Here is an 18,375-nt window from a genome sequence, read left to right as displayed (position 1 = left end):
CTCATAATCCCGCCAGACGTCTTATGTGGTCGAAAAAGGCCTGATTGCCGATGACTAACATGTCGCCAGACTGCTCAAAAATCTTGTCAGCCTGGCCATCGTCATTCATGTAGCAAACGCATCTATCGACACGTATTCTATAGTCATTCAGCAAATTTCGCAAACTGCGCGGAAAACGGCGCTCAATATCCGAAACCGGAATATTGTGGCCACCGTGGGCGACCCGCTCGATGACGCGGCGTTTGGAAACTTCGACACTCGGTAAGGCGAGATAATACAGTTCGACTGACCATCCAGCGCTACGCAGCCGGTCTATCAATGCCAGATAACCGCGCCCGGCAAGCGTTGTTTCAATGGCAAAGTCTTCGTTGGCGACAATGCGGGCCTCCACCTCTTTCAGGAATAACCGGCCGGCAGCAGCCGCTTCCCTTTCGGGCGCGAAAGGCGACAGCCCTGAGGCGATCATGTCCGCATTGATGAAGCGGAAGCCGCTTGCCAATTCCGGCAGATATTCCATAGCAAAGGTCGTCTTGCCGGCGCCGTTGGGGCCTGCGATGATCAGGCATCTGGGCATGTGCAGCCTCCATTAACGCGCTCCGAGCCGAAAATCGTGAGATTTGAGTCGAGAAGCAGGAGGCTAGCGCCGCCTGTATGCTTATACAGGCAAGCGACGACGACGCACCCTCCCCCTTAAACGATTCACTGGATCGTTTAAGCGCTCGATGGCCAAAGACCGCGATTTTCTAACTCTCCTGGTCTTCCGACAACCCCATTATATGGAAGCCGGCATCGACATGGACAACTTCGCCAGTGGTCGAGAAGCCGAGGTCCGAACACAGCCACAGGGCCGAGCCGGCGACGCCCTCCATGGAGGTGGCTTCCTTCATGGCGGAGAACTGGCCCGACTTGGCGTGCAGGCCGCGGCCGCCGGAGATACCGGCCAGGGACAGGGTGCGCATGGCGCCGGCCGAGATAGCGTTGACGCGAATGCCCTTGGGGCCCAGGTCGCGGGCGATGTAGCGTGTGGAGGCTTCCAGGGCAGCCTTGGCGACACCCATAGTGTTGTAGTTGGGGATGACGCGTTCCGAACCGAGATAGGTCAGGGTGACCATGGAACCGCCATTGGGCATCAGTTCGGCGGCGCGGCGGGCCGAGTCGACGAACGAGAAGGCCGAGATATTCATGGCCAGCAGGAAGCCTTCGCGGGTGGTATTCTCAACGAAGGAGCCTTGCAGTTCATTCTTGTTGGCGAAGGCGACCGAATGGACCAGGAAGTCGATTTCGCCATAGACCTCTTTCAGCTTGGTGAAGGCGGCGTCCATCGACGCGTCTGATGCGACGTCGCATTCGATCAGGTGCTGGACGCCGATCGATTCGGCCAGCGGTTGGACGCGGCGCAGCAGGCTTTCCCCGAGGTAGGAGAAGGCGATGTCGGCGCCTTGAGCCGCCAGTTGACAGGCAATGCCCCAGGCGATGGACTTGTCATTGGCGACGCCCATGACCAGGCCTTTTTTGCCCTTCATCAGGTCGCCCTTGGGGAAGTTCCATTCATCGGCCATATTCGCAATCCTCGTGTGAAGTGGTGGCCGTTAAGAGCAAATAACGTGTGACGGGTCAAGGGTGCTTGCACCCTTGCCGCCGGAGGCCATTTTTCAGCTTTGACTCGTGAGTAAAGGAAGCCCCCTCCGTCGGCTTCGCCGACACCTCCCCCGCAAGCGGTGGAGGACTGCAGGAAGAAGCGACTTGTCTTAAATTATCTACAGGTCTTCCCGGCTCAGGATAATCGACCCGTTGGTGCCACCAAAGCCGAACGAGTTCGACATGGCGGTACCGATCGGTCCATCATGACGGGCGCGCAGAATCGGCATGCCTTCGAAGTCCGGATCGAGATTGTCGATATGGGCGCTCTCGGCCGCGAATCCGTTCTGCATCATCAGCAGGCAATAGATGGCTTCCTGCGCACCGGCCGCGCCCAGGCTGTGGCCGGTCAGCGACTTTGTGGAGGATATCTTCGGCCCGCTCTCACCAAACACCTTACGGATGGCGTCCATTTCCTTGGCGTCGCCGACCGGGGTCGAGGTGCCGTGCGGATTGAGGTAATCGATCTTGCGCCCGCCCGCTTCGGCCAGGGCAAGCTTCATGCAGCGTTCGGCGCCCTCGCCGCTCGGCGCCACCATGTCGTAGCCGTCGGAATTGGCGGCATAGCCGACTATTTCAGCGATGATATTGGCGCCGCGCGCCTTGGCGTGTTCATACTCTTCGACGACCACCATGCCGGCGCCGCCGGCGATGACGAAGCCGTCACGGTCGCGGTCATAGGCGCGCGAGGCGACCGAGGGCGTAGCGTTGAAGTTGGACGACATGGCGCCCATGGCGTCGAACATGTCCGACAGGGTCCAGTCCAGCTCTTCCGTGCCGCCGGCGAAGATCATGTCCTGCTTGCCCATCATGATCTGTTCGGCGGCCGCGCCGATACAGTGGACAGACGTCGCACAGGCGCTGCTGATCGAATAGTTGATGCCGCGGATTTCGAACCAGGTGGCAAGCGTCGCCGAAGGGCCGGACGACATGGCCTTGGGCACGGCAAACGGCCCGATGCGCTTGGGCGAGTTCTTTTCGCGCGTCACGTCAGCGGCTTCGACAATGGCCCGTGTCGACGGTCCGCCGGCGCCGAAGATGATGCCGGTGCGTTCGTGGGAGATATCGGTCTTTTCCAGGCCGGCCGACGCAATCGCCTGTTCCATGGCGATATGGCCATAGGCGGTGCCGGGCGCCAGGAAGCGCGCCGCACGACGATCGACCATCTTGGTCCAGTCGCCGATCTTCGGCGCCGCATGGACCTGGCACTTGAATCCGAGGCGAACATAGTCGTCGGCAACGACGACGCCCGAGCGCGCCTGACGTAAAGACTCTGTGACCTCATCGACACCATTGCCGATCGAGGAGACAATCCCCATACCCGTTATCACGACTCTACGCATGCAAACGTCCCAGCTTAACCACCACTGTACTTGTCTTCGACGGGAACCGGTCCGGTTCCACCTCCGGGTTTATTCCCAGGTCCTTGTCTAACCGAGGTCCTTGGCGTCAAAAAGGCCGACGCGCAGCCCCGATGCCTGATAGATAGTCTTGCCATCGGCTTCGACAACCCCATCGCCGATACCCATGATCAATTTGCCCGACATGACGCGCTTCATATCGATCCTGTACGTCACCTTCTTGACGGCCGGCGTTACCTGGCCGGTGAACTTGACGTCGCCGACACCCAAGGCACGGCCGCGTCCCGGATTGCCGCGCCAGCCGAGATAGAAGCCGACCAGTTGCCACATGGCGTCCAGCCCCAGGCAACCCGGCATGACCGGATCGCCGATAAAATGGCAGGCGAAGAACCAGAGTTCAGGCGTGATATCGAGCTCGGCCACGATGTGGCCCTTGCCATGGGTGCCGCCATTGTCCGTGATCTCGATGATTCGATCGAACATGAGCATCGGCGGAGCAGGCAACTGGGCATTGCCCGGCCCGAACATATCGCCGCGCCCGCAGGCCAAAAGGGCTTCATAATCAAACGAGTTCGGGCGATCCGTCATGCGAAATAAGGGCTCCGGGGCACATGGGCGCAACCCTCAGGCCGCGCGATCACGATGCACGTAACAATAAAGAAGTGTGCGTTACACGACGGGGCGCAATGGCTCAATGTTTTTTTATGGTTGGGTAGGTCGCTCGCGCTGCTACTGCGCTGCCAGCGGGTTGGGCCGGGCGCAGATCGGCGCTGTCGCCGTGCCCCACAGGACATTGCGCGGCGCCCAACCGGTCTGGCCGCCGACCGATATACGGCACCAGTCCTTCTTGCACTTGTCGAGCTGGGCCAGGGCGCGCGGCCGGACGATGGCGCGAACACTGGAGTCGGCATCGGGTCCGGAGCGCAGTTCCAGGTTCTGCACCGGGGTTAGTACAGTCCGCGGCGCCTGCAGCATGGTCTTGCTGACCCAGGCGACGCCGCCATCGGGATCGCAGACCAGCCGCCAGTCGCGGGTCTCGGAAATGATCTGTACGGGCAGCGACACGACGCGATAGGTCCATACCTTCGGGTTGTCCTTGCTGGGGCCATTTCGGGCATAGACTTCCGACCGGCGCAACATAGCCCAGCGCGGCACCGGCGCCTTGGACGGCGTGTCGTATTCCGGCTCACCGGCGTGAACCGGCACGGCCAGCAGCCCCAATAGGGTCAAAGCGGCCAGAAGACGGCCCGCGCGCGGCGCGAAATGGCAAAAGGGGGCTTGTAAAGTCTGGGTCAAGGCGTTTATGTCGGGGCGATTGTCGGACAGGGCTGAGATGCCGGGCAAGCTTGTATAATCGCCGGGTTTTGTTCAGATTTGGTTAACCGATAGTTGACGCGCATGCCGGGCCAGCCACGGGAAAGGGCTGAACCTGCGTATAACGATCAAAAAAAGGCTTTCATGAGCACTGCAAAACTCAAGGTCGTGCTGACGATCAAACTGCCCGAAGCCGTGGAAACGCGGATGCGTGAGTTGTTCAACACCACCCTGTGGTTTGAGATGTCGCCCATGCCGCCGGAAAAAATCCTTCTGGCAGCGCAGGACTGCGACGTCCTGGTGACCTCGATCAACGATCGCATCGACGCCGATTTCTTCGACCAGGTCGGCGACCGCCTGAAGATGATCGCCAATTTCGGCGTCGGCTACGACCATATCGACGTCATCAAGGGCACCGACAAGGGCATTGTCATCACCAATACGCCGGGTGTCCTGACGGAGGACACGGCCGAAATGACCATGGGCCTGATCCTCGCCGTATCGCGGCGCTTCGTCGAAGGCGCCGCCATCGTGCAGAGGGGCGAGTTTTCCGCCTGGTCGCCGACCTTCATGCTGGGCCGCCGCGTCTATGGCAAGCGCCTGGGCATTATCGGCATGGGCCGCATCGGCCAAGCCCTGGCCAGGCGCGCCCGGGCGTTCGGCATGAGCGTACATTATCATAACCGCAAGCCCGTTTCGGCGCGCATTTCCGACGAACTGGGCGCGACCTACTGGGACGATCTTGACCAGATGATGTCGCGCATGGACGTTATCTCGATCAATGCGCCGGGCGGATCCAGCACCTATCACCTGCTCAATGCCGAGCGCCTGGCCAAGCTGCAACCTCACGCCATTCTTGTTAACACCGCGCGCGGCCAGATCGTCGACGAACGCGCCCTGGCCGCCATGCTGAGCGAAAAGCGCATCGCCGGCGTCGGTCTGGACGTCTATGAACGCGAGCCGGCGATCAATCCCGAACTGATCGGCCTGCCCAATGCGATCCTGCTGCCGCACATGGCGTCCAGCACGGTCGAGGCGCGCACCGACATGGGCGACCGGGTGATCATGAATGTGAAGACCTTCCAGGACGGCCACCGCCCGCCGGATCGCGTGATTCCGGCCATGTTATAGGCCGTTCACACTTTTTCACAGGTTTTGGCAAAAAGGCGCTTGCCAAGTTTTCGGCCTTACGTCTATAAGCGCCTCCTCTCCGGCGGGGTTCACCCCTGCACCTTACGGAATGAGCGGGCGTAGCTCAGCGGTAGAGCGCCACCTTGCCAAGGTGGATGTCGAGAGTTCGATCCTCTTCGCCCGCTCCAATCCTTTCAGACCCTTCGTACTGAGTGCGCCAACATGAACCTTGATGGTAAGTGGCGTATTGTCGAAATGCCCGATTTCGACGCCGATTATCCCGATCTGGTCGGCCCCGCCTATATCCTTTTCGAGGACGATGGTTCGGGAGAGTTTGCCTTCGGCTGCTGTACCGGCCACATCTGGGCAGCCAGCACTACAAAGGCGACCATCATCGACTTCTCATGGCGTGGCAGTGATGAAATGGACGAAGTCAGCGGAGACGGCGGAGCCGAACTGCAGCCTGACGGCTCAATCCGGGGCGAAATCAGCTTCGAAAGTGGCGACGAATATACATTCATTGCCCGAAAATGGACGTCTCCAACAGCCGGCTAGCTAAGCTGCATCACTTATACCGCCCCGCTTTGGCTGCCGCCGAGGCCGGGGCGGTATAATTTTCACCATTCACTCAAGTCTACGTTATCGTGGAAACCTATCCCGTGTCGCCCTTCAGCCAGTCCAGCGCGTCGTCCATGTCGGTAAAGCCGTAATAGACTTCCTTCGGAAAATAATGGCCGGCCAGGCCCGCGCGGTTGGCCGATATCGGATCAGGATGCACCACCGCCACCTTGGCGCTGTAGGCGATATCACGGGTCAGATCGTTCCACCAATTGGCATAGGCCTGAATGTCTTCGAATTCGAGATAGCCCGTGCCTTTGCGCAAATCGACCAGGCGATTGTACAGCCACGGCTCGTCGATCGTTTGATACAGACGAACGACTTCATCAAAATATTCACGGCTACTGTAGCTGCCACGCACATTGATAAAGAGGAGTTTGCTCTCCTCCACCGCTGTCATGCTCATGGCAAAACGATCTGGCATTGCTAAGTCCATTTTGCTGGGCGCGCCACACGCGAGAAGAATATTGCTTGAATAAGCCACCGGCGCAACCATTGAGGTCTTGAACGTCCCAGACTTAATTTACCGGCGCGTGCATCGAAATCACAACGCCCTACGTAGACGGAACATGTTCTCGCCCAGAGCCTGGTCCGGATTTGCATCACGCCGCCTTGCGCAGCGCGCCGGCATCGCATGCGCGGTGCTGGCCGGACACGCCGCCATCCTGATGCTGATGGCATGGGAGATACACCCGGCGACCTCGGTTCAGCCGGGCGACAATGGCCAGGTCGTCACTGTCAGTCTGATCAGCGCCCTCCCTGCCGAGTCCACGCCGAAAGCCAACAAGGCCAAGGTTGAAAAGGCGGTAGAGGCCGAACCCGTTTCGGATCCCGTCGGAACGCAGCCCGCAGATCCGGTCGAGGCAAGCGAACCGGTTGATGACTCGCCGATGCTGTCAGAGGCTGAAACTCAGGCTGTCGAAGCCTTCGACTTGGCATCGGCCACAGGCGAGCCCGACGCACCGTGCAACCTGACCCAAACCCTCTCCGGCGTCCTCGCACAAAGCCCGGCCGTGCGCCTGGGTCTCGACGAACTGCCACTGGAGCAGCGCTCGGTCGCCAATGCCGTCATGCTGTGGGACGGACAATGGCCCGGCGACACCCGCATCGGCGGCAAGGCCGTGTTACGCGCTCTGCTGGTCAAGGCCGTGTCGACCGCGCAGCCACCGTGCCTGACGGCGCAGCAGCGCGGCCCGGCACTGTTCCTTATTCCCGACAACGATCGCACCGTCGTGCTGGCGGTCGGCTCCGGCCTGTGGACCTGGGGCGACCTGCTGACCACCCCTTCAGACGTTGGCGGAGATTATTTGCTGACCGCTGCATCCGGATTTCCGACGCTCCCGTAGTCAGTGCAGGGCCGAATTCAAGATCAAACAGAGATCGCAAGACAATCAGGAGGGTTGACGTGAAACTACCGAACCGAGGTGGCATAGCCATCGTAACCGCTGTAAGCGCACTCGCCTTGATCGTGGGGGCTCCGGCGCTGGCTTCAAGCCACCGGGAAGCGCCCGGCATCACCAAGTCGCCCAAGGTTGACGCTACGGACTTTTACATGTTCCGCAGCTATGAGCCGGGCCGCGAAGCCTATGTGACCTTCCTGGCCAATTATCAGCCATTGCAGGATCCGGGCGGCGGACCGAACTATTTCATGATGGACCCGGACGCTGTCTATGAAATCCACGTCGACAATGTCGGCGACGCCAAGGAACACCTGACCTTCCAGTTCAAGTTCGCCAACACCCTGGCCAATAGCGACAAGGGCATCCAGCTCAATATCGCCGGCACGACCAGTTCGATTTCTCTGCGCGACGCCGGATCGGTGACCGCGACAGCCAATCGCGCCGACAGCGAAAACTATACGGTGACCCTGATCACCGGCGACCGGCGCACCGGCACCAAGGCCGCGGTGACCAATGCCAGCGGCGGCGGCACTTCGTTTGGCAAGCCGTTCGACAATGCCGGCACCAAGACGGTCTCCAACTACGCCGCCTACGCCAACAGCTACATCTATAACGTCAATATTCCGGGCTGCAGCACGCCGGGCCGGGTCTTTGTCGGCCAGCGTGCTGAAGCTTTTGCGGTGAATCTGGGCGCCATCTTCGACCTGGTGAATTTCGTGCCGATCGAAGGCGACAGCGCCCCCGGAGCTCATGACGGCGGCGGCTTTCCGGGCGGTATCACCCAAAGCCATAGCCATGACGAACTTTACGGCAAGAAGAACGTCACCACCCTGGCCCTGGAAGTGCCGATCGCCTGCCTGACCGGCAGTGGCAACGGCGTCATCGGTGGCTGGACCACAGCCAGCCTGCCTCAGGCCCGCCTGATCGATCCGAACCCGACCTACGCCCAACCGACCGTTTCGGGTGGCGCCTATACCCAGGTGTCGCGCCTTGGCATGCCGCTGGTCAATGAAGTCGTGATCGGCCTGCCGGACAAGGACAAGTTCAATGCCTCGGCGCCATCGGGTGACGGCCAGTTTGCGGCCTATGTCACCAATCCGACCTTGCCGGCCATTCTGAACCTGCTGTTCAAGGACCCGGTCAATACGACCCTGCATGCCTCGATCCCCGACCTGGCGCCGAACAACTTCCCGCGCAACGACCTGGTCGCCACCTTCCTGACCGGCTTCCCAGGTCTGAACCAGCAGAAGACGGTGACGGCGTCTGAAATGCTGCGCCTGAATACCGCAGTGTCGCCAACCCCACGCGCCACCCAGAAGACCCTGGGCGTCGCCGGCGACGACCTTGCCGGCTTCCCCAACGGCCGCCGTCCTGGCGACGACACGGTCGATATTGCCCTGCGCGTCGTTATGGGCGCCCTGTGCTATCCGGTGCCGATCAACGGAACCCCAACCAATCTCGGCCTGTGCACGCCGGCCCAGGCGCCGGTCGGTAATGTGCCCTTCACGGATGGTGCGCCGATCTCGGCCACCGAACTGCAGGACAGCTTCCCGTACCTCAACACCCCGCTTCCCGGCGCCCACTGATCAAGGAGAGAGATGATGAAGAAACTTGTCATAGCCAGCGCCATCCTCGCCCTCGCCGCCAGCCTTTCGGCCTGCGGCGGTGGTGGGGGCGGCGGAGGCGGCGGTACCGTGGTGGTGACGCCCCCCGTTGCGACCGATCCCAATGCGAAGTTCGGCGCCAAGTTCGCGGCGGACTTCAAGGCCGATTCCAATGCGACCCCGGCCTCGGTCAGTGCTTCGGATGTGGTGCCGGTCGATCCGGCCGCCTCACCGTCTGCCCTTCACTAAGGCGAGGTTGGAGTCAAAGAAACGGCCCGTCAGTTTCGGCGGGCCGTTTTGCTATGTGTTACAGCGCGCCCAGTTATCTGATGATTTCCCAGGGGCGGCTTCTTCTTCAGGAGACCCTTTGATCTTACGGTTATTTTCAACGCGGAAAGCGCCGAAAAGTCGGAAAGACGCGGAAAAAGAAAACATATATGGTCTTCTACGCCCGAAGGGCATTCATGCCACGCTTGCGGCAACACTCTCGAACAGAAAGCGCTGCGCGCGATAGAAACAACATTCTAGATTTCCGCGTCTTTCCGACTTTTCGGCGCTTTCCGCGTTGAAAATATCTTTAAGTTCAATATATTACGCGACAATCCATGCAGTGCACCGGCGAGTTACGCCCGTAATAGCAGGACGCGTTACTTTCCGGCCGAATAGCCAAACGTCAGGCTGGAGAAGGTCGTCATGAAATCGGCCTTGGGATCCTTGATTGGCTGCGTCCAGATAACGTTCATCTGCCACAGGCCGAGGTGCGGGAAATGCACCGTCGCCCGCCCTTGCGCATCGGTCAGCAAGGTTTCCACCGGTCGCGCATCAAAGTCGAGATTGTTGAGCTTGACCGTCGCGCCCGCCAGCGGCTTGCCCTGATAATAGACATGGACAGGCAGAATACCCCTGAAACCGGGCGCATAGGGATTGAGGTCCGGTACGATTTCCAGCGCCAACCCCGTCGCCCGCGTGGCGACGGCGTCGTCGCCTTTGGCATAGCTCCCGACCTGTACCAGCGACTTGGCGCAGCGGCTGTAGACTTCACGGCCGGGCGCGTCGGTCTGACGCGACTGACGACGCAAATTGATCGCCAGAACCAGCCCCTCGGCCTTGAGGTAATCGGTAAAGCGCAATCCGGGCAGCTCCGAATAGGTGCCGTTGGTCGAAAAGCTCAAAACCTGCAAGCCCGGCTTGGCAAAGCGCAGGACGGAATCGGCATTGGCGTCGCCCATGCGCAACTCAGCCCGCCGGTCGATCTGACCGGTTGCGGTCGTGGCGGTAAAACGCGTGACGCGATCGGCGGTGATCAGCGACTTCTGCCGGTTCTCGCCATGCCCGACCAGTATCATCATGCTGGTGCTGCCACCCGGCGCGACGGCAAAGGCATGCGGCTGAAGCCAGAAATCGTGGGCGATCGCAGGCAGCGGCGCCAGTAACAGGACCGCCGCTAAAACAAAATATTTAAGGGATGGAGTCATCGCTTTGCCCACCAGGTTCGTAGAAGCTGCAACATCCGGACTGGACCGCACAGCATGTCGTCATCGCCTTATACGAACCAAACCGGCGTTCAGGCGCAGCGACACGCACAATTTTCACCACCGCCAACTCTGATCGCCATCGCGCTGGCGGTCAGCCTGATGGCCTTGGCCTCGCCGGCCTCGGCGCATTCCGGCACTGGCCTGGCCGGCGGGTTCATCTCAGGCTTCCTGCACCCTCTCACTGGCTGGGATCACCTGCTGGCCATGGTATCAGTGGGACTGTGGGGCGCCATATTGGGCCGGCCGCTGATCGTCGCCCTGCCCGTCATCTTTCCTGCCATGATGGTGGTCGGAGCCTTTTTCGGCATACTGCACGTCCCCATGCCACCGGTAGAGATCGGTATCGCCGTCTCGGTCCTGGTCCTGGGATCGGTGATCGCCCTGGGTTACCGGGCGCCGGTGTGGCTGGCCTGCGGGATCGTGGCGTTGTTCGCCCTGTTCCACGGCTATGCCCACGGTAATGAACTGCCCTCGGCTGCCGATCCGGTCGGCTATTCGACCGGCTTCGTGCTCTCGACCGGCCTGTTGCATGTCTGCGGTATCGGCATCGGCCTGATCAACGATCGCAAGATCGGTCCCGTCGACGGCAAGCTAATCATCAAGGCGCTGGGCGTGGCTATCGGCCTGGCCGGCCTGGTGTTTCTGTATCAGGCGGTGTTCTAATGCGCGGCGCCGCCCTGCCTGATGCCCTGCTGGCCGCGTCCCTGGGACTGGCGTTGAGCTATGCCGCGCCGAAGGTCGCACGTCAGGCCGCCGGCGTCATGGCGGTCGTAGCTCTGGCCATTGCCTTTTTCCCGATCGCCGGCCTGTCCGACGATACCGCCTTCACCGGCTGCTGGATCGGCATCTTGCTTTCGGCCGCCAGCGTCCATTTACCGAAAGGCCCAGGGCCGTGGGCATCGCGGGCCCTGGCGCTGAACGCAGGCGTTTGGGCAGGGCTGGTCACCCACGTCGAGGGCGGCGCCATGGCGGCGGTCATGGGCCTGCCGCTGTTGCTGCTGGCGGTCGCCGGTCAGATGGTCGTCAAGCGCGGCTGGGGCGTCGCCATCAAGGTGGCGTGCAGTTGGCTTATCGCGATTGCCCTGCTGGAAATGGGTCTGATGTTGGTGCCTACGCCGGGGTACGCGCCGGACCACATGGACTGAGGGTTGGGTAAACCGCAGGCTGAAGACAGATCATGAACCGTCAGTATGCCGAGTCAAACGTATAGCGTTTGACCTCCATGCGCTGATTGACGCAGATTTTTCAGAGCTCGTTCTGCTAATGCGGACAGGCCCAATGGCTTATTGCCGCTTCGCGGCGAACATGTTCAATCGGCGCTTCGGTAAGACGATAGTGCATTGAAAAATCTGCGTTAATCTGCGAAATCTGCGGTCAAAAAAATCAAGGCTGAAACTGCAGGTCGCCGCGGATATAGACCAGGGCGCCGCGCGGGCTGCTGAGCGGACTGTGGCGCGTGCCGGCAAAGGCCATGTGCAGGTCGCCGGCACGAATGGTCACGCCATCGATCTCGATCTCGCCTTCCAGCACCAGACATTCCTCGATGACGGCATGGCCATGGCTCGGCACCACCGTGCCCGGCGCCACGCGGTACAGCACGCCGCTGATCGCGCTTGCCGTATCGGCGAACAGGATCTTGCGCTCGACGCCCGGCAGGAAGTCTTCCCACGACAGGCTGGTGGCGCGCATGGTGCGGGTCTGCGGTGATTGTTCGAGATCGTCTATGGCCTGGTCGATGCGGTCCCAGACCGATGGTGGCGGCGTGACGCCGGCGCCCGGCCGTTCCAGCCCGGCGAAAATCTGCTCGTAGTCACCGACCCGGCTGGCCAGCGCCTTGTCGCCAGGCATGCGCTGTTCGACGCTGGCGATCTCGGTGAAGTCGGCCACGCCGAAGGCGTACCGCATCGCCAGAAGGTCGTCCGAATCGTTCATGGGATCGTCAAACACTCTCTCAGTTGCGCCAGGCCCCGGCGGACCCAGCTCTTGGCGGTACCGACCGGCACCTTCATCTCAACGGCCAGCTCTTCGTGAGTCAAGCCGTAGGTGTAACATAGCTGCAGAGCCCGGTGAACCTCCGGTCTCAGGGTCTGCAGGCCGCGCTTCAGCGCGATATGGTTCTCGGCCTCGGTCCAGCGCGTATCTGGCTCGGCGTCGAAGCAGATATCATCACTGTCACCGCCCAGCACTTCACGGCTGGAGATACGCAAACGGTCAATCGCCTTGCGCCGGGTCATGGAAAACAGCCAGGCATAGGCATTGCCGCGCGCGACATCGAACAAATGCGCCTTCTTCCACACCGTCACGAAAACGTCCTGGAGCAGGTCTTCGGCCACTTCGCGTCGCCTTACCATACGCAGCAGAACGGCAAACAGACGCGGTGAAATCAAACCGTAGAGCGATTTTAACGCCGAACGGTCATGTTCCGCCACGCGCTCGATCAGGAAGTTGAGATTGACTGCATCCTGGTCGTCGCGCGGCCTGTCCGGTGCAACCGTATCCCTGTCGAGGCCATCCTTACCAGACATAGTGGCCTGCCCGGCGTGGCGTTCGAGGACAATTGCGGTCATGGGTGCGTTCCTCCGCGATACCCCGATGTCGGCTTGTGACGGGTACGTGGTCAATGCGGAGCGCGTGACGCGATCTCGCCACCCCTACGCCGCCCATCGATGTCGCACCCCGGATAATCATGAATATAGGTCAGCCTCTTGCGCGCAGAATGCGCGAAGTGCGGAGAGCGCAAGCTCCCCGCACATGACCGGGGCAATAGAATCAGCTCGTCACGTCGCGAGGGCCGCTGCGGGACACGGGAAAAACCATTGATCGATCATACTGCCGCAGGGACAGTTGTTCTGATACGATGGTAAGCCGCGTGAGGATTTGTCCCGGCTGCGAAATAATGCAGATTATGTGCAAAAAGCCGTCTCTACATCATCGGCCCGAAGCGATACGACAGGCTGACCATGACCGTATCGATCTCGAGACGGTCTTCGCTGCGTCGGATGTCGGTGCCGGCGGCGCTGGTCGTTACGAACATATTGGAGGCAAAGGTAACGGCGCCGGGACCGGCGTGGACGACGACGCCTTTGTCGTCCAGGGAGGTGCGCAAATATTCCACGCCGATGGTCCAGCGCGCGTCGAACCGGTGCTCGAAACCCGCCCCCGCCTGGTAACCCCTGGCATCCTCGCCGTCAGTCGCTGTAAAGGTATTGAGCGCATTGCTGGTCATGAAACCGCGGTCCATATCGGCCGAAGCCGCGCCGCCGGTCGCATAGACCAGCCAGTCGCTGGCCGCATAGCCGACACGGGCACGCAAGGCGGTGACACCATCGATATGGCGCGTCAGGCTGTAACTGTCCGGTCCCAAGCTGGGATCGCTGGCGAAACCTGCCACACCGTCGGTCAGGTCGAGACTGTTATAGTCGGCGACCAGCCCCAGGACGACGGAGCCGATCTGCCAGTCATAGCCGATACGCGCCGCCAGGGAGGCGCGGTTGGCGTCCTCATAGCAGCCTTCCGCGACCGGCGGTCCGTTGGCCGCGCCGTTGCAGAAGCCCGGCGCGAATGCGTCTGCGCCATTATAGGTTTTCACGGTGTCGCCAAAGGTGCCGTCGGCATTGCTGTCGAAAATCAGGCTTTCGCCGCGGCTTGGCGCCTGATTACCGCCGGCCAGCACGGAGACATAGGGCCCGGTCCAGTTTTGCGCATGCAATGGCGACGCCATGGCAAGGAGCAGGCCGGCCCCAATTACGTAAACACCGGAAAGGGACGCTGCGACCGATAACTTTTTCATGGCATGACCTGTGATGAGAGCGGCGCCGAACTGCGGCTTGACCTCCTCTACGGGCCATCACGGTTCTCAGATGCAGGGTTGGGGTGTTTTTTTGTTCGCCGTTTGCGGAGCGGTCCGCGCCTACAGTCCGCTCCGCCGTGCGACAAGGGTGCCGGGTCACCGGCCATTACACCCACACCTTTCGTCAAGCGGCGCAAGACCGCCATGTCTTTGCTGAAGGCAGATTGTAAGAAAGCTGTAAGCCTTTCGAAAACCTTGCAAAATCAGGGCTTAAACGTATCCCAAAATACCTTCTGGCGCATTAACCTGACAGCAATCCCCGACGATCGGGGGGCATGGTTTTTAAAGAGGATACGCAAATGCAAGAACAATCCATTGGGTGGCTGTTGGCCATTATTGTCGGCGCCCTTGCCGGCTGGATCGCCGAACAGATCATGAAGTCAAATCAGGGCCTGTTGATGAATATCGTCCTGGGCATCATCGGCGCCATCGTCGCCAATGCCATCTTCTCCGCCATCGGCATCGGCTTCGGCGGTGTGATCGGCTACCTCATTGCCGGCGTCGTCGGCGCCTGCCTGCTCATTGGTGCAGGCCGGATGTTCGCCGGCCGCAGGGTCTAAATAACCCGACTAAATTCTATCTACAAAGCGGCGTGTCCCCGGACGCGCCGCTTTTTCGTGTTTCCTTGACCGTTTTTCTTTAAGCATTTGTGTTGTAGGGTGTAATTGTCGCGGCCCGGAACTTGCTTGGGTACCCGTGACGGGTGGAGTCTGTAGCGAATTGCGGCAGGTGACAAACACCCGGGCAGAAGGTCAAAGGCGGAATTCAGGCGCATGTTTTTTCGAAACGAACATGATTTGATCATCCTTCTCTGGGTGGTCGTGGGTGCCTTGCTGCTGCTGGCCATGGTGTTGGGCTTTATTACCGTCCTCAGGACTTTCCAGGTCCGCCAGTTCCAGGACCTGCTGTTCAAGGCCGAGCGCAAGATCGACACCCTTGAACGCAGAATGTTCAACGTTCTCAATGCCGTGCCCGTCGCCCTGGTCGAAACCGACACCACGGGCAAGTTCACCTTTGCCAACAAGGCCGCCCACCAGTTGCTGGGGCGCAAGGATTCCGAGCTGATCGGCCTGCGTTTCCACGCCGCCACCTGGGGCATCGCCTATCCCGACGGCCGCGCCGTCCCCGCCGACCTGATGCCGATAGCGCGCACCCTGCGCGGCCAAACGGTCAAGGGCTTCCAGCATCTGCTGACCAATCACGGCAGCCACGAAAAGGTCCTGGTGTCCGTCACCTCCATGCCGATCACCAACAATTCGCATGAGGTCATCGGCACCACCTCGGCCATGGTCGAAATCGAGACCTATTCCGGTGAAGGCGTCAACGACCTGACCGGTTTGTGGCGCGGCCACTGGTTCGGCGCCGCCACCGTGCCATTCTGGGGCCTGGACGCCCAGGGCCAGATCCTGGACGTCAACAATGCCGCGCTCGAGGCGTTCGAGATGAAGCGCGAAGACGTGCTGGGCAAGAACTGGGCCCAACTGTTCGTCGAGGACGGCGACTTCACCGCAGCGATCGATTATCTGGGCGATATCCAGGACACGGCTTCGACGGGCGACCCTTCGGTGCAACTGCGCCTGAAGGCGCCGGGCGGCCATGCCCACACCTGCGCGGTTACGGGTTGGGTGGTTCGCGCCCAGGCAGGCGGCGAGAATGGACTGACCGTCATGGCCATGCCGGCAGAGGCGGTTCAGACCCCCTACACCATACCGACAGCCGTCTTGTTGAGTGACGACGAACGTCAGGAACTGGACGACTTCCGCAGCGGTGAGCAAGCCCTGGCGGCCCTGGGTATCGGCGTGTGGCAGTATGATCCGGTGGCCGATACCATCGTTGAGGACGCCGGCATGCGCGCCCTGATCGGCCGTGAAACGCCGGGCGGCCCGACCCTGATTTCCGATGAGGATCAACTGCTGGCCAATGACGCGTTTGCACGGCTGAAGTCGGGCCAGGACAGCGAGGTCCAGCTCGATATCCTGATCACGCCGAAGGACGGCGACCAGCGCTGGATTACCCTGAAGGGCCAGTCGCGTTTCGAAGACGGCGAACGCGAAATCTACGGCATTGCCTATGACAGCACGCAGTGGAAGCAGGCCTCAGCCCCCGCCCAGGCCCAGCCGGTCGAGCCGACCATCAGCGAAGAAATGTTGCAAGCGGCACGGACCGAGGCCCGCGACCAGGGCCGCCAGGAAGCCCACGACGCCTTTGTCGCCGGGCTCGACGCGATCAAGGCCGAGGCGCGGCAAGCCGCCATGGATGAATTTGCCGCGGCCCAGGTTGCCGCCCAACTTGCCAGACATGCCGACGATGATGTCTATGCCTGGCGCAGCGCCGGCGACACCGCAGCCGGTGAAACCATCGTCGTGCGCGAACCGGACCCGGCCGTACTGGCCGAAAATGCTGCCCTGAAAGCCCAACTGGCCAGCGCAAACAGCGAAGTCGAAGCCCTGCGCAACGCCCCGGCGCCGGAACCCGTCGTCGTTCGCGAAGCCGATCCGGCGACTGCCGAGGCGAACGAAATCCTCAAGGCGCAACTGGCTGTATTGACGGGTGAAATCGAGACCCTGCGTACGACGCCTGCAGCGCCCGATCCGGCGGCCGTGGCCGAAATGGAAGCCATCAAGCAGCATATGACCGATCTGGAAAGCGAACTCGAGGCCGTAACAGCGGCCCGCGACGCCATCCAGGACGAACTCGACACGGTCCTGGCGCAGCCCGCGCCGGCGCCCGACTTCAGCGAGCACGAGGCCCAGATCCAGGCCCTGCGCAACCAGGTGGACGCGGCGCGCGAACGCCATGATGACCTCGCCCAGCGCTATCATGTCCTGGCCACCACACCCGATCCTGAACCCGACGTCAGCGAGCACGAAACGCGGATCGCCACGTTGGAAGCCGAGCTGGAACAGGCGCGCAACGACATGGCGCGGGTAACGGCCGAAGCCGAAGCCTTGGCTGCCCAACCGGCGCCCGAGCCCGACTACAGCCGCCATGAGGCCCATATCGCCGACTTGAAGGATGAGCTTCAGGAGGTGCGCGACGCCCACAATGTCCTGAAGTCGCGCTACGCCGAACTGGCCAGCACGCCGGCGCCGCAACCCGATTACAGCAGCTATGAGGCGCGCCTGACCGCCGCCAATGGCGAACTGGCCAAGTGGCAGGCTGCGCACCGCGACCTGCAGAACCGCCTCGACCAGCTAAGCCAGGCGCTTGAACGCAACCAGGCCGAGGCCCAGGCCCAGGCGGCCGGCCTTCAGGCGCGCATCGACCAGATGACGGCGGCGTTAAGCAATGCCCAGCGCTTCGAGACGGTCGGCCGCCTGACCGGCGACGTTGCCCAGGACTTTGCCCAGATGCTGCAGGTGGTCAATGGCGCGCTCGACGTGATGGCCAGGACCAGCGAAAGCCCGGAAAGCGTGCGCCGCCTGGCCGAAGCCGCGCTGGCCGCCGGCAAGCGCGGAGAGCGCCTGACGCGGCAATTGCAGGCCTTTCAGTCGGAAGAATACTGACAGGTCAATTTTTGACTTTGGGGCATGGCAGTAAGATAGCAAGACCCCCACCACCACCCTTCGCCAAAGCTGCGCTACGCTTTGCAATGTCTTGGGCGGTCCCCCTCCCCGCGTGGCGAGGAGGTATAAAATATTATTTTTTAGCTTTTTATACTCCACCGCCGCGCGGCTAGGGTATGCACACATCTCGATTTGTCTATGACTCACAAGTGATTAGCGTGCTTTGGGTTTGATATGATTGACTTGCGCCAATTCCGATTAGGAGATGTCGCGATGTTTTCATGTGACTATGATCTCGGGACGTTCGGTGACGAGCGCCTCGAAAAAAGGGGGGCCAACTTCTTGAGCGGATGGTGGTCCGTCAGAGCGTGTGCCTTCGTCGATTGGCTGGGGGAAAGCGGAGCGGCATTATCGGCTT

20 protein-coding genes and 1 tRNA gene are annotated in these 18,375 nt (G+C 61.3%); 11 read left to right on the top strand and 10 right to left on the bottom strand.

Going from position 1 to position 18,375, the window contains the following annotated elements; genetic code table 11:
- Position 1: 1 nt before the first annotated feature.
- The 5 genes from AC1DXO_RS17635 to AC1DXO_RS17615 all read right to left on the bottom strand — a co-directional run bounded on the left by AC1DXO_RS17635 (position 2) and on the right by AC1DXO_RS17615 (position 4,343).
- Positions 2 to 574, bottom strand: a complete 573-nt coding sequence (locus AC1DXO_RS17635; protein ID WP_476979488.1) for an ATPase — start codon at positions 572 to 574, stop codon at positions 2 to 4.
- Positions 575 to 743: 169 nt separating this feature from the next.
- Complete coding sequence (locus AC1DXO_RS17630; protein ID WP_476979487.1) at positions 744 to 1,559, bottom strand: enoyl-ACP reductase FabI; 816 nt, start codon at positions 1,557 to 1,559, stop codon at positions 744 to 746.
- A gap of 198 nt (positions 1,560 to 1,757) precedes the next feature.
- Positions 1,758 to 2,981 (bottom strand): beta-ketoacyl-ACP synthase I, encoded by a 1,224-nt coding sequence (gene fabB, locus AC1DXO_RS17625; protein WP_476979486.1) that lies wholly within the window; start codon positions 2,979 to 2,981, stop codon positions 1,758 to 1,760.
- Positions 2,982 to 3,068: 87 nt separating this feature from the next.
- The gene (gene fabA, locus AC1DXO_RS17620) at positions 3,069 to 3,587 is read right to left on the bottom strand and encodes a 3-hydroxyacyl-[acyl-carrier-protein] dehydratase FabA (protein ID WP_476979485.1); all 519 of its coding nucleotides are present in this window, start codon (positions 3,585 to 3,587) and stop codon (positions 3,069 to 3,071) included.
- Positions 3,588 to 3,728: 141 nt separating this feature from the next.
- On the bottom strand, positions 3,729 to 4,343 hold the full coding sequence (locus AC1DXO_RS17615) for an SH3 domain-containing protein (RefSeq protein ID WP_476979484.1): 615 nt from the start codon (positions 4,341 to 4,343) through the stop codon (positions 3,729 to 3,731).
- Between the two features lie 114 nt (positions 4,344 to 4,457).
- Here AC1DXO_RS17615 and AC1DXO_RS17610 point away from each other — a divergent pair, with 114 nt between their 5' ends.
- The 3 genes from AC1DXO_RS17610 (at position 4,458) to AC1DXO_RS17600 (ending at position 5,999) form a co-directional block, all read left to right on the top strand.
- Positions 4,458 to 5,444 (top strand): 2-hydroxyacid dehydrogenase, encoded by a 987-nt coding sequence (locus tag AC1DXO_RS17610; protein WP_476979483.1) that lies wholly within the window; start codon positions 4,458 to 4,460, stop codon positions 5,442 to 5,444.
- Positions 5,445 to 5,557: 113 nt separating this feature from the next.
- A tRNA-Gly gene (locus AC1DXO_RS17605) sits at positions 5,558 to 5,632 on the top strand.
- A gap of 34 nt (positions 5,633 to 5,666) precedes the next feature.
- On the top strand, positions 5,667 to 5,999 hold the full coding sequence (locus AC1DXO_RS17600) for a hypothetical protein (RefSeq protein WP_476979482.1): 333 nt from the start codon (positions 5,667 to 5,669) through the stop codon (positions 5,997 to 5,999).
- Positions 6,000 to 6,096: 97 nt separating this feature from the next.
- On the opposite strand, the gene AC1DXO_RS17595 is transcribed toward AC1DXO_RS17600, so the two are convergent.
- Entirely contained in the window at positions 6,097 to 6,486 is a 390-nt protein-coding gene (locus AC1DXO_RS17595) for a hypothetical protein (RefSeq protein ID WP_476979481.1), read from the bottom strand.
- 145 nt (positions 6,487 to 6,631) lie between these two features.
- On the opposite strand from AC1DXO_RS17595, the gene AC1DXO_RS17590 reads away from it, so the two are divergent.
- The 3 genes from AC1DXO_RS17590 to AC1DXO_RS17580 are packed head-to-tail and all read left to right on the top strand — an operon-like array spanning position 6,632 to position 9,315.
- Positions 6,632 to 7,408 carry a hypothetical protein gene (locus tag AC1DXO_RS17590; protein ID WP_476979480.1) on the top strand — a complete coding sequence of 259 codons (777 nt, stop codon included), beginning with the start codon at positions 6,632 to 6,634 and terminating at the stop codon, positions 7,406 to 7,408.
- Between the two features lie 59 nt (positions 7,409 to 7,467).
- Complete coding sequence (locus AC1DXO_RS17585) at positions 7,468 to 9,048, top strand: DUF4331 domain-containing protein (protein ID WP_476979479.1); 1,581 nt, start codon at positions 7,468 to 7,470, stop codon at positions 9,046 to 9,048.
- 12 nt (positions 9,049 to 9,060) lie between these two features.
- Positions 9,061 to 9,315 (top strand): hypothetical protein, encoded by a 255-nt coding sequence (locus AC1DXO_RS17580; protein WP_476979478.1) that lies wholly within the window; start codon positions 9,061 to 9,063, stop codon positions 9,313 to 9,315.
- 398 nt (positions 9,316 to 9,713) lie between these two features.
- On the opposite strand, the gene AC1DXO_RS17575 is transcribed toward AC1DXO_RS17580, so the two are convergent.
- Complete coding sequence (locus AC1DXO_RS17575) at positions 9,714 to 10,541, bottom strand: DUF4198 domain-containing protein (protein WP_476979477.1); 828 nt, start codon at positions 10,539 to 10,541, stop codon at positions 9,714 to 9,716.
- Positions 10,542 to 10,595: 54 nt separating this feature from the next.
- Between AC1DXO_RS17575 and AC1DXO_RS17570 the strand changes: the two genes are divergently transcribed.
- Both AC1DXO_RS17570 and AC1DXO_RS17565 read left to right on the top strand, forming a co-directional pair.
- Positions 10,596 to 11,264 (top strand): HupE/UreJ family protein, encoded by a 669-nt coding sequence (locus AC1DXO_RS17570; protein WP_476979476.1) that lies wholly within the window; start codon positions 10,596 to 10,598, stop codon positions 11,262 to 11,264.
- Complete coding sequence (locus tag AC1DXO_RS17565; RefSeq protein ID WP_476979475.1) at positions 11,264 to 11,746, top strand: hypothetical protein; 483 nt, start codon at positions 11,264 to 11,266, stop codon at positions 11,744 to 11,746. The genes AC1DXO_RS17570 and AC1DXO_RS17565 overlap by 1 nt, the downstream gene beginning before the upstream one ends.
- Positions 11,747 to 11,984: 238 nt before the next feature.
- Here the strand turns inward: AC1DXO_RS17565 and AC1DXO_RS17560 are convergent, their stop codons facing one another.
- From AC1DXO_RS17560 to AC1DXO_RS17550, 3 genes are all read right to left on the bottom strand, one after another.
- Positions 11,985 to 12,533 (bottom strand): cupin domain-containing protein, encoded by a 549-nt coding sequence (locus AC1DXO_RS17560; RefSeq protein ID WP_476979474.1) that lies wholly within the window; start codon positions 12,531 to 12,533, stop codon positions 11,985 to 11,987.
- The gene (locus tag AC1DXO_RS17555; RefSeq protein ID WP_476979473.1) at positions 12,530 to 13,168 is read right to left on the bottom strand and encodes an RNA polymerase sigma factor; all 639 of its coding nucleotides are present in this window, start codon (positions 13,166 to 13,168) and stop codon (positions 12,530 to 12,532) included. Before AC1DXO_RS17555 ends, AC1DXO_RS17560 begins: the two co-directional genes overlap by 4 nt.
- 356 nt (positions 13,169 to 13,524) lie before the next feature.
- Entirely contained in the window at positions 13,525 to 14,391 is an 867-nt protein-coding gene (locus AC1DXO_RS17550; protein WP_476979472.1) for an outer membrane protein, read from the bottom strand.
- Positions 14,392 to 14,750: 359 nt separating this feature from the next.
- Here AC1DXO_RS17550 and AC1DXO_RS17545 point away from each other — a divergent pair, with 359 nt between their 5' ends.
- From AC1DXO_RS17545 to AC1DXO_RS17535, 3 genes are all read left to right on the top strand, one after another.
- The gene (locus AC1DXO_RS17545) at positions 14,751 to 15,011 is read left to right on the top strand and encodes a GlsB/YeaQ/YmgE family stress response membrane protein (RefSeq protein ID WP_476979471.1); all 261 of its coding nucleotides are present in this window, start codon (positions 14,751 to 14,753) and stop codon (positions 15,009 to 15,011) included.
- Positions 15,012 to 15,248: 237 nt separating this feature from the next.
- Positions 15,249 to 17,957 (top strand): PAS domain S-box protein, encoded by a 2,709-nt coding sequence (locus AC1DXO_RS17540; protein WP_476979470.1) that lies wholly within the window; start codon positions 15,249 to 15,251, stop codon positions 17,955 to 17,957.
- Between the two features lie 234 nt (positions 17,958 to 18,191).
- The coding region (locus AC1DXO_RS17535; RefSeq protein WP_476979469.1) for a hypothetical protein at positions 18,192 to 18,375 on the top strand (184 nt) is incomplete at its 3' end.

This window comes from Asticcacaulis sp. P2_C5, from assembly GCF_056404555.1.
This window is presented reverse-complemented; position numbering and strand designations above follow the sequence as displayed.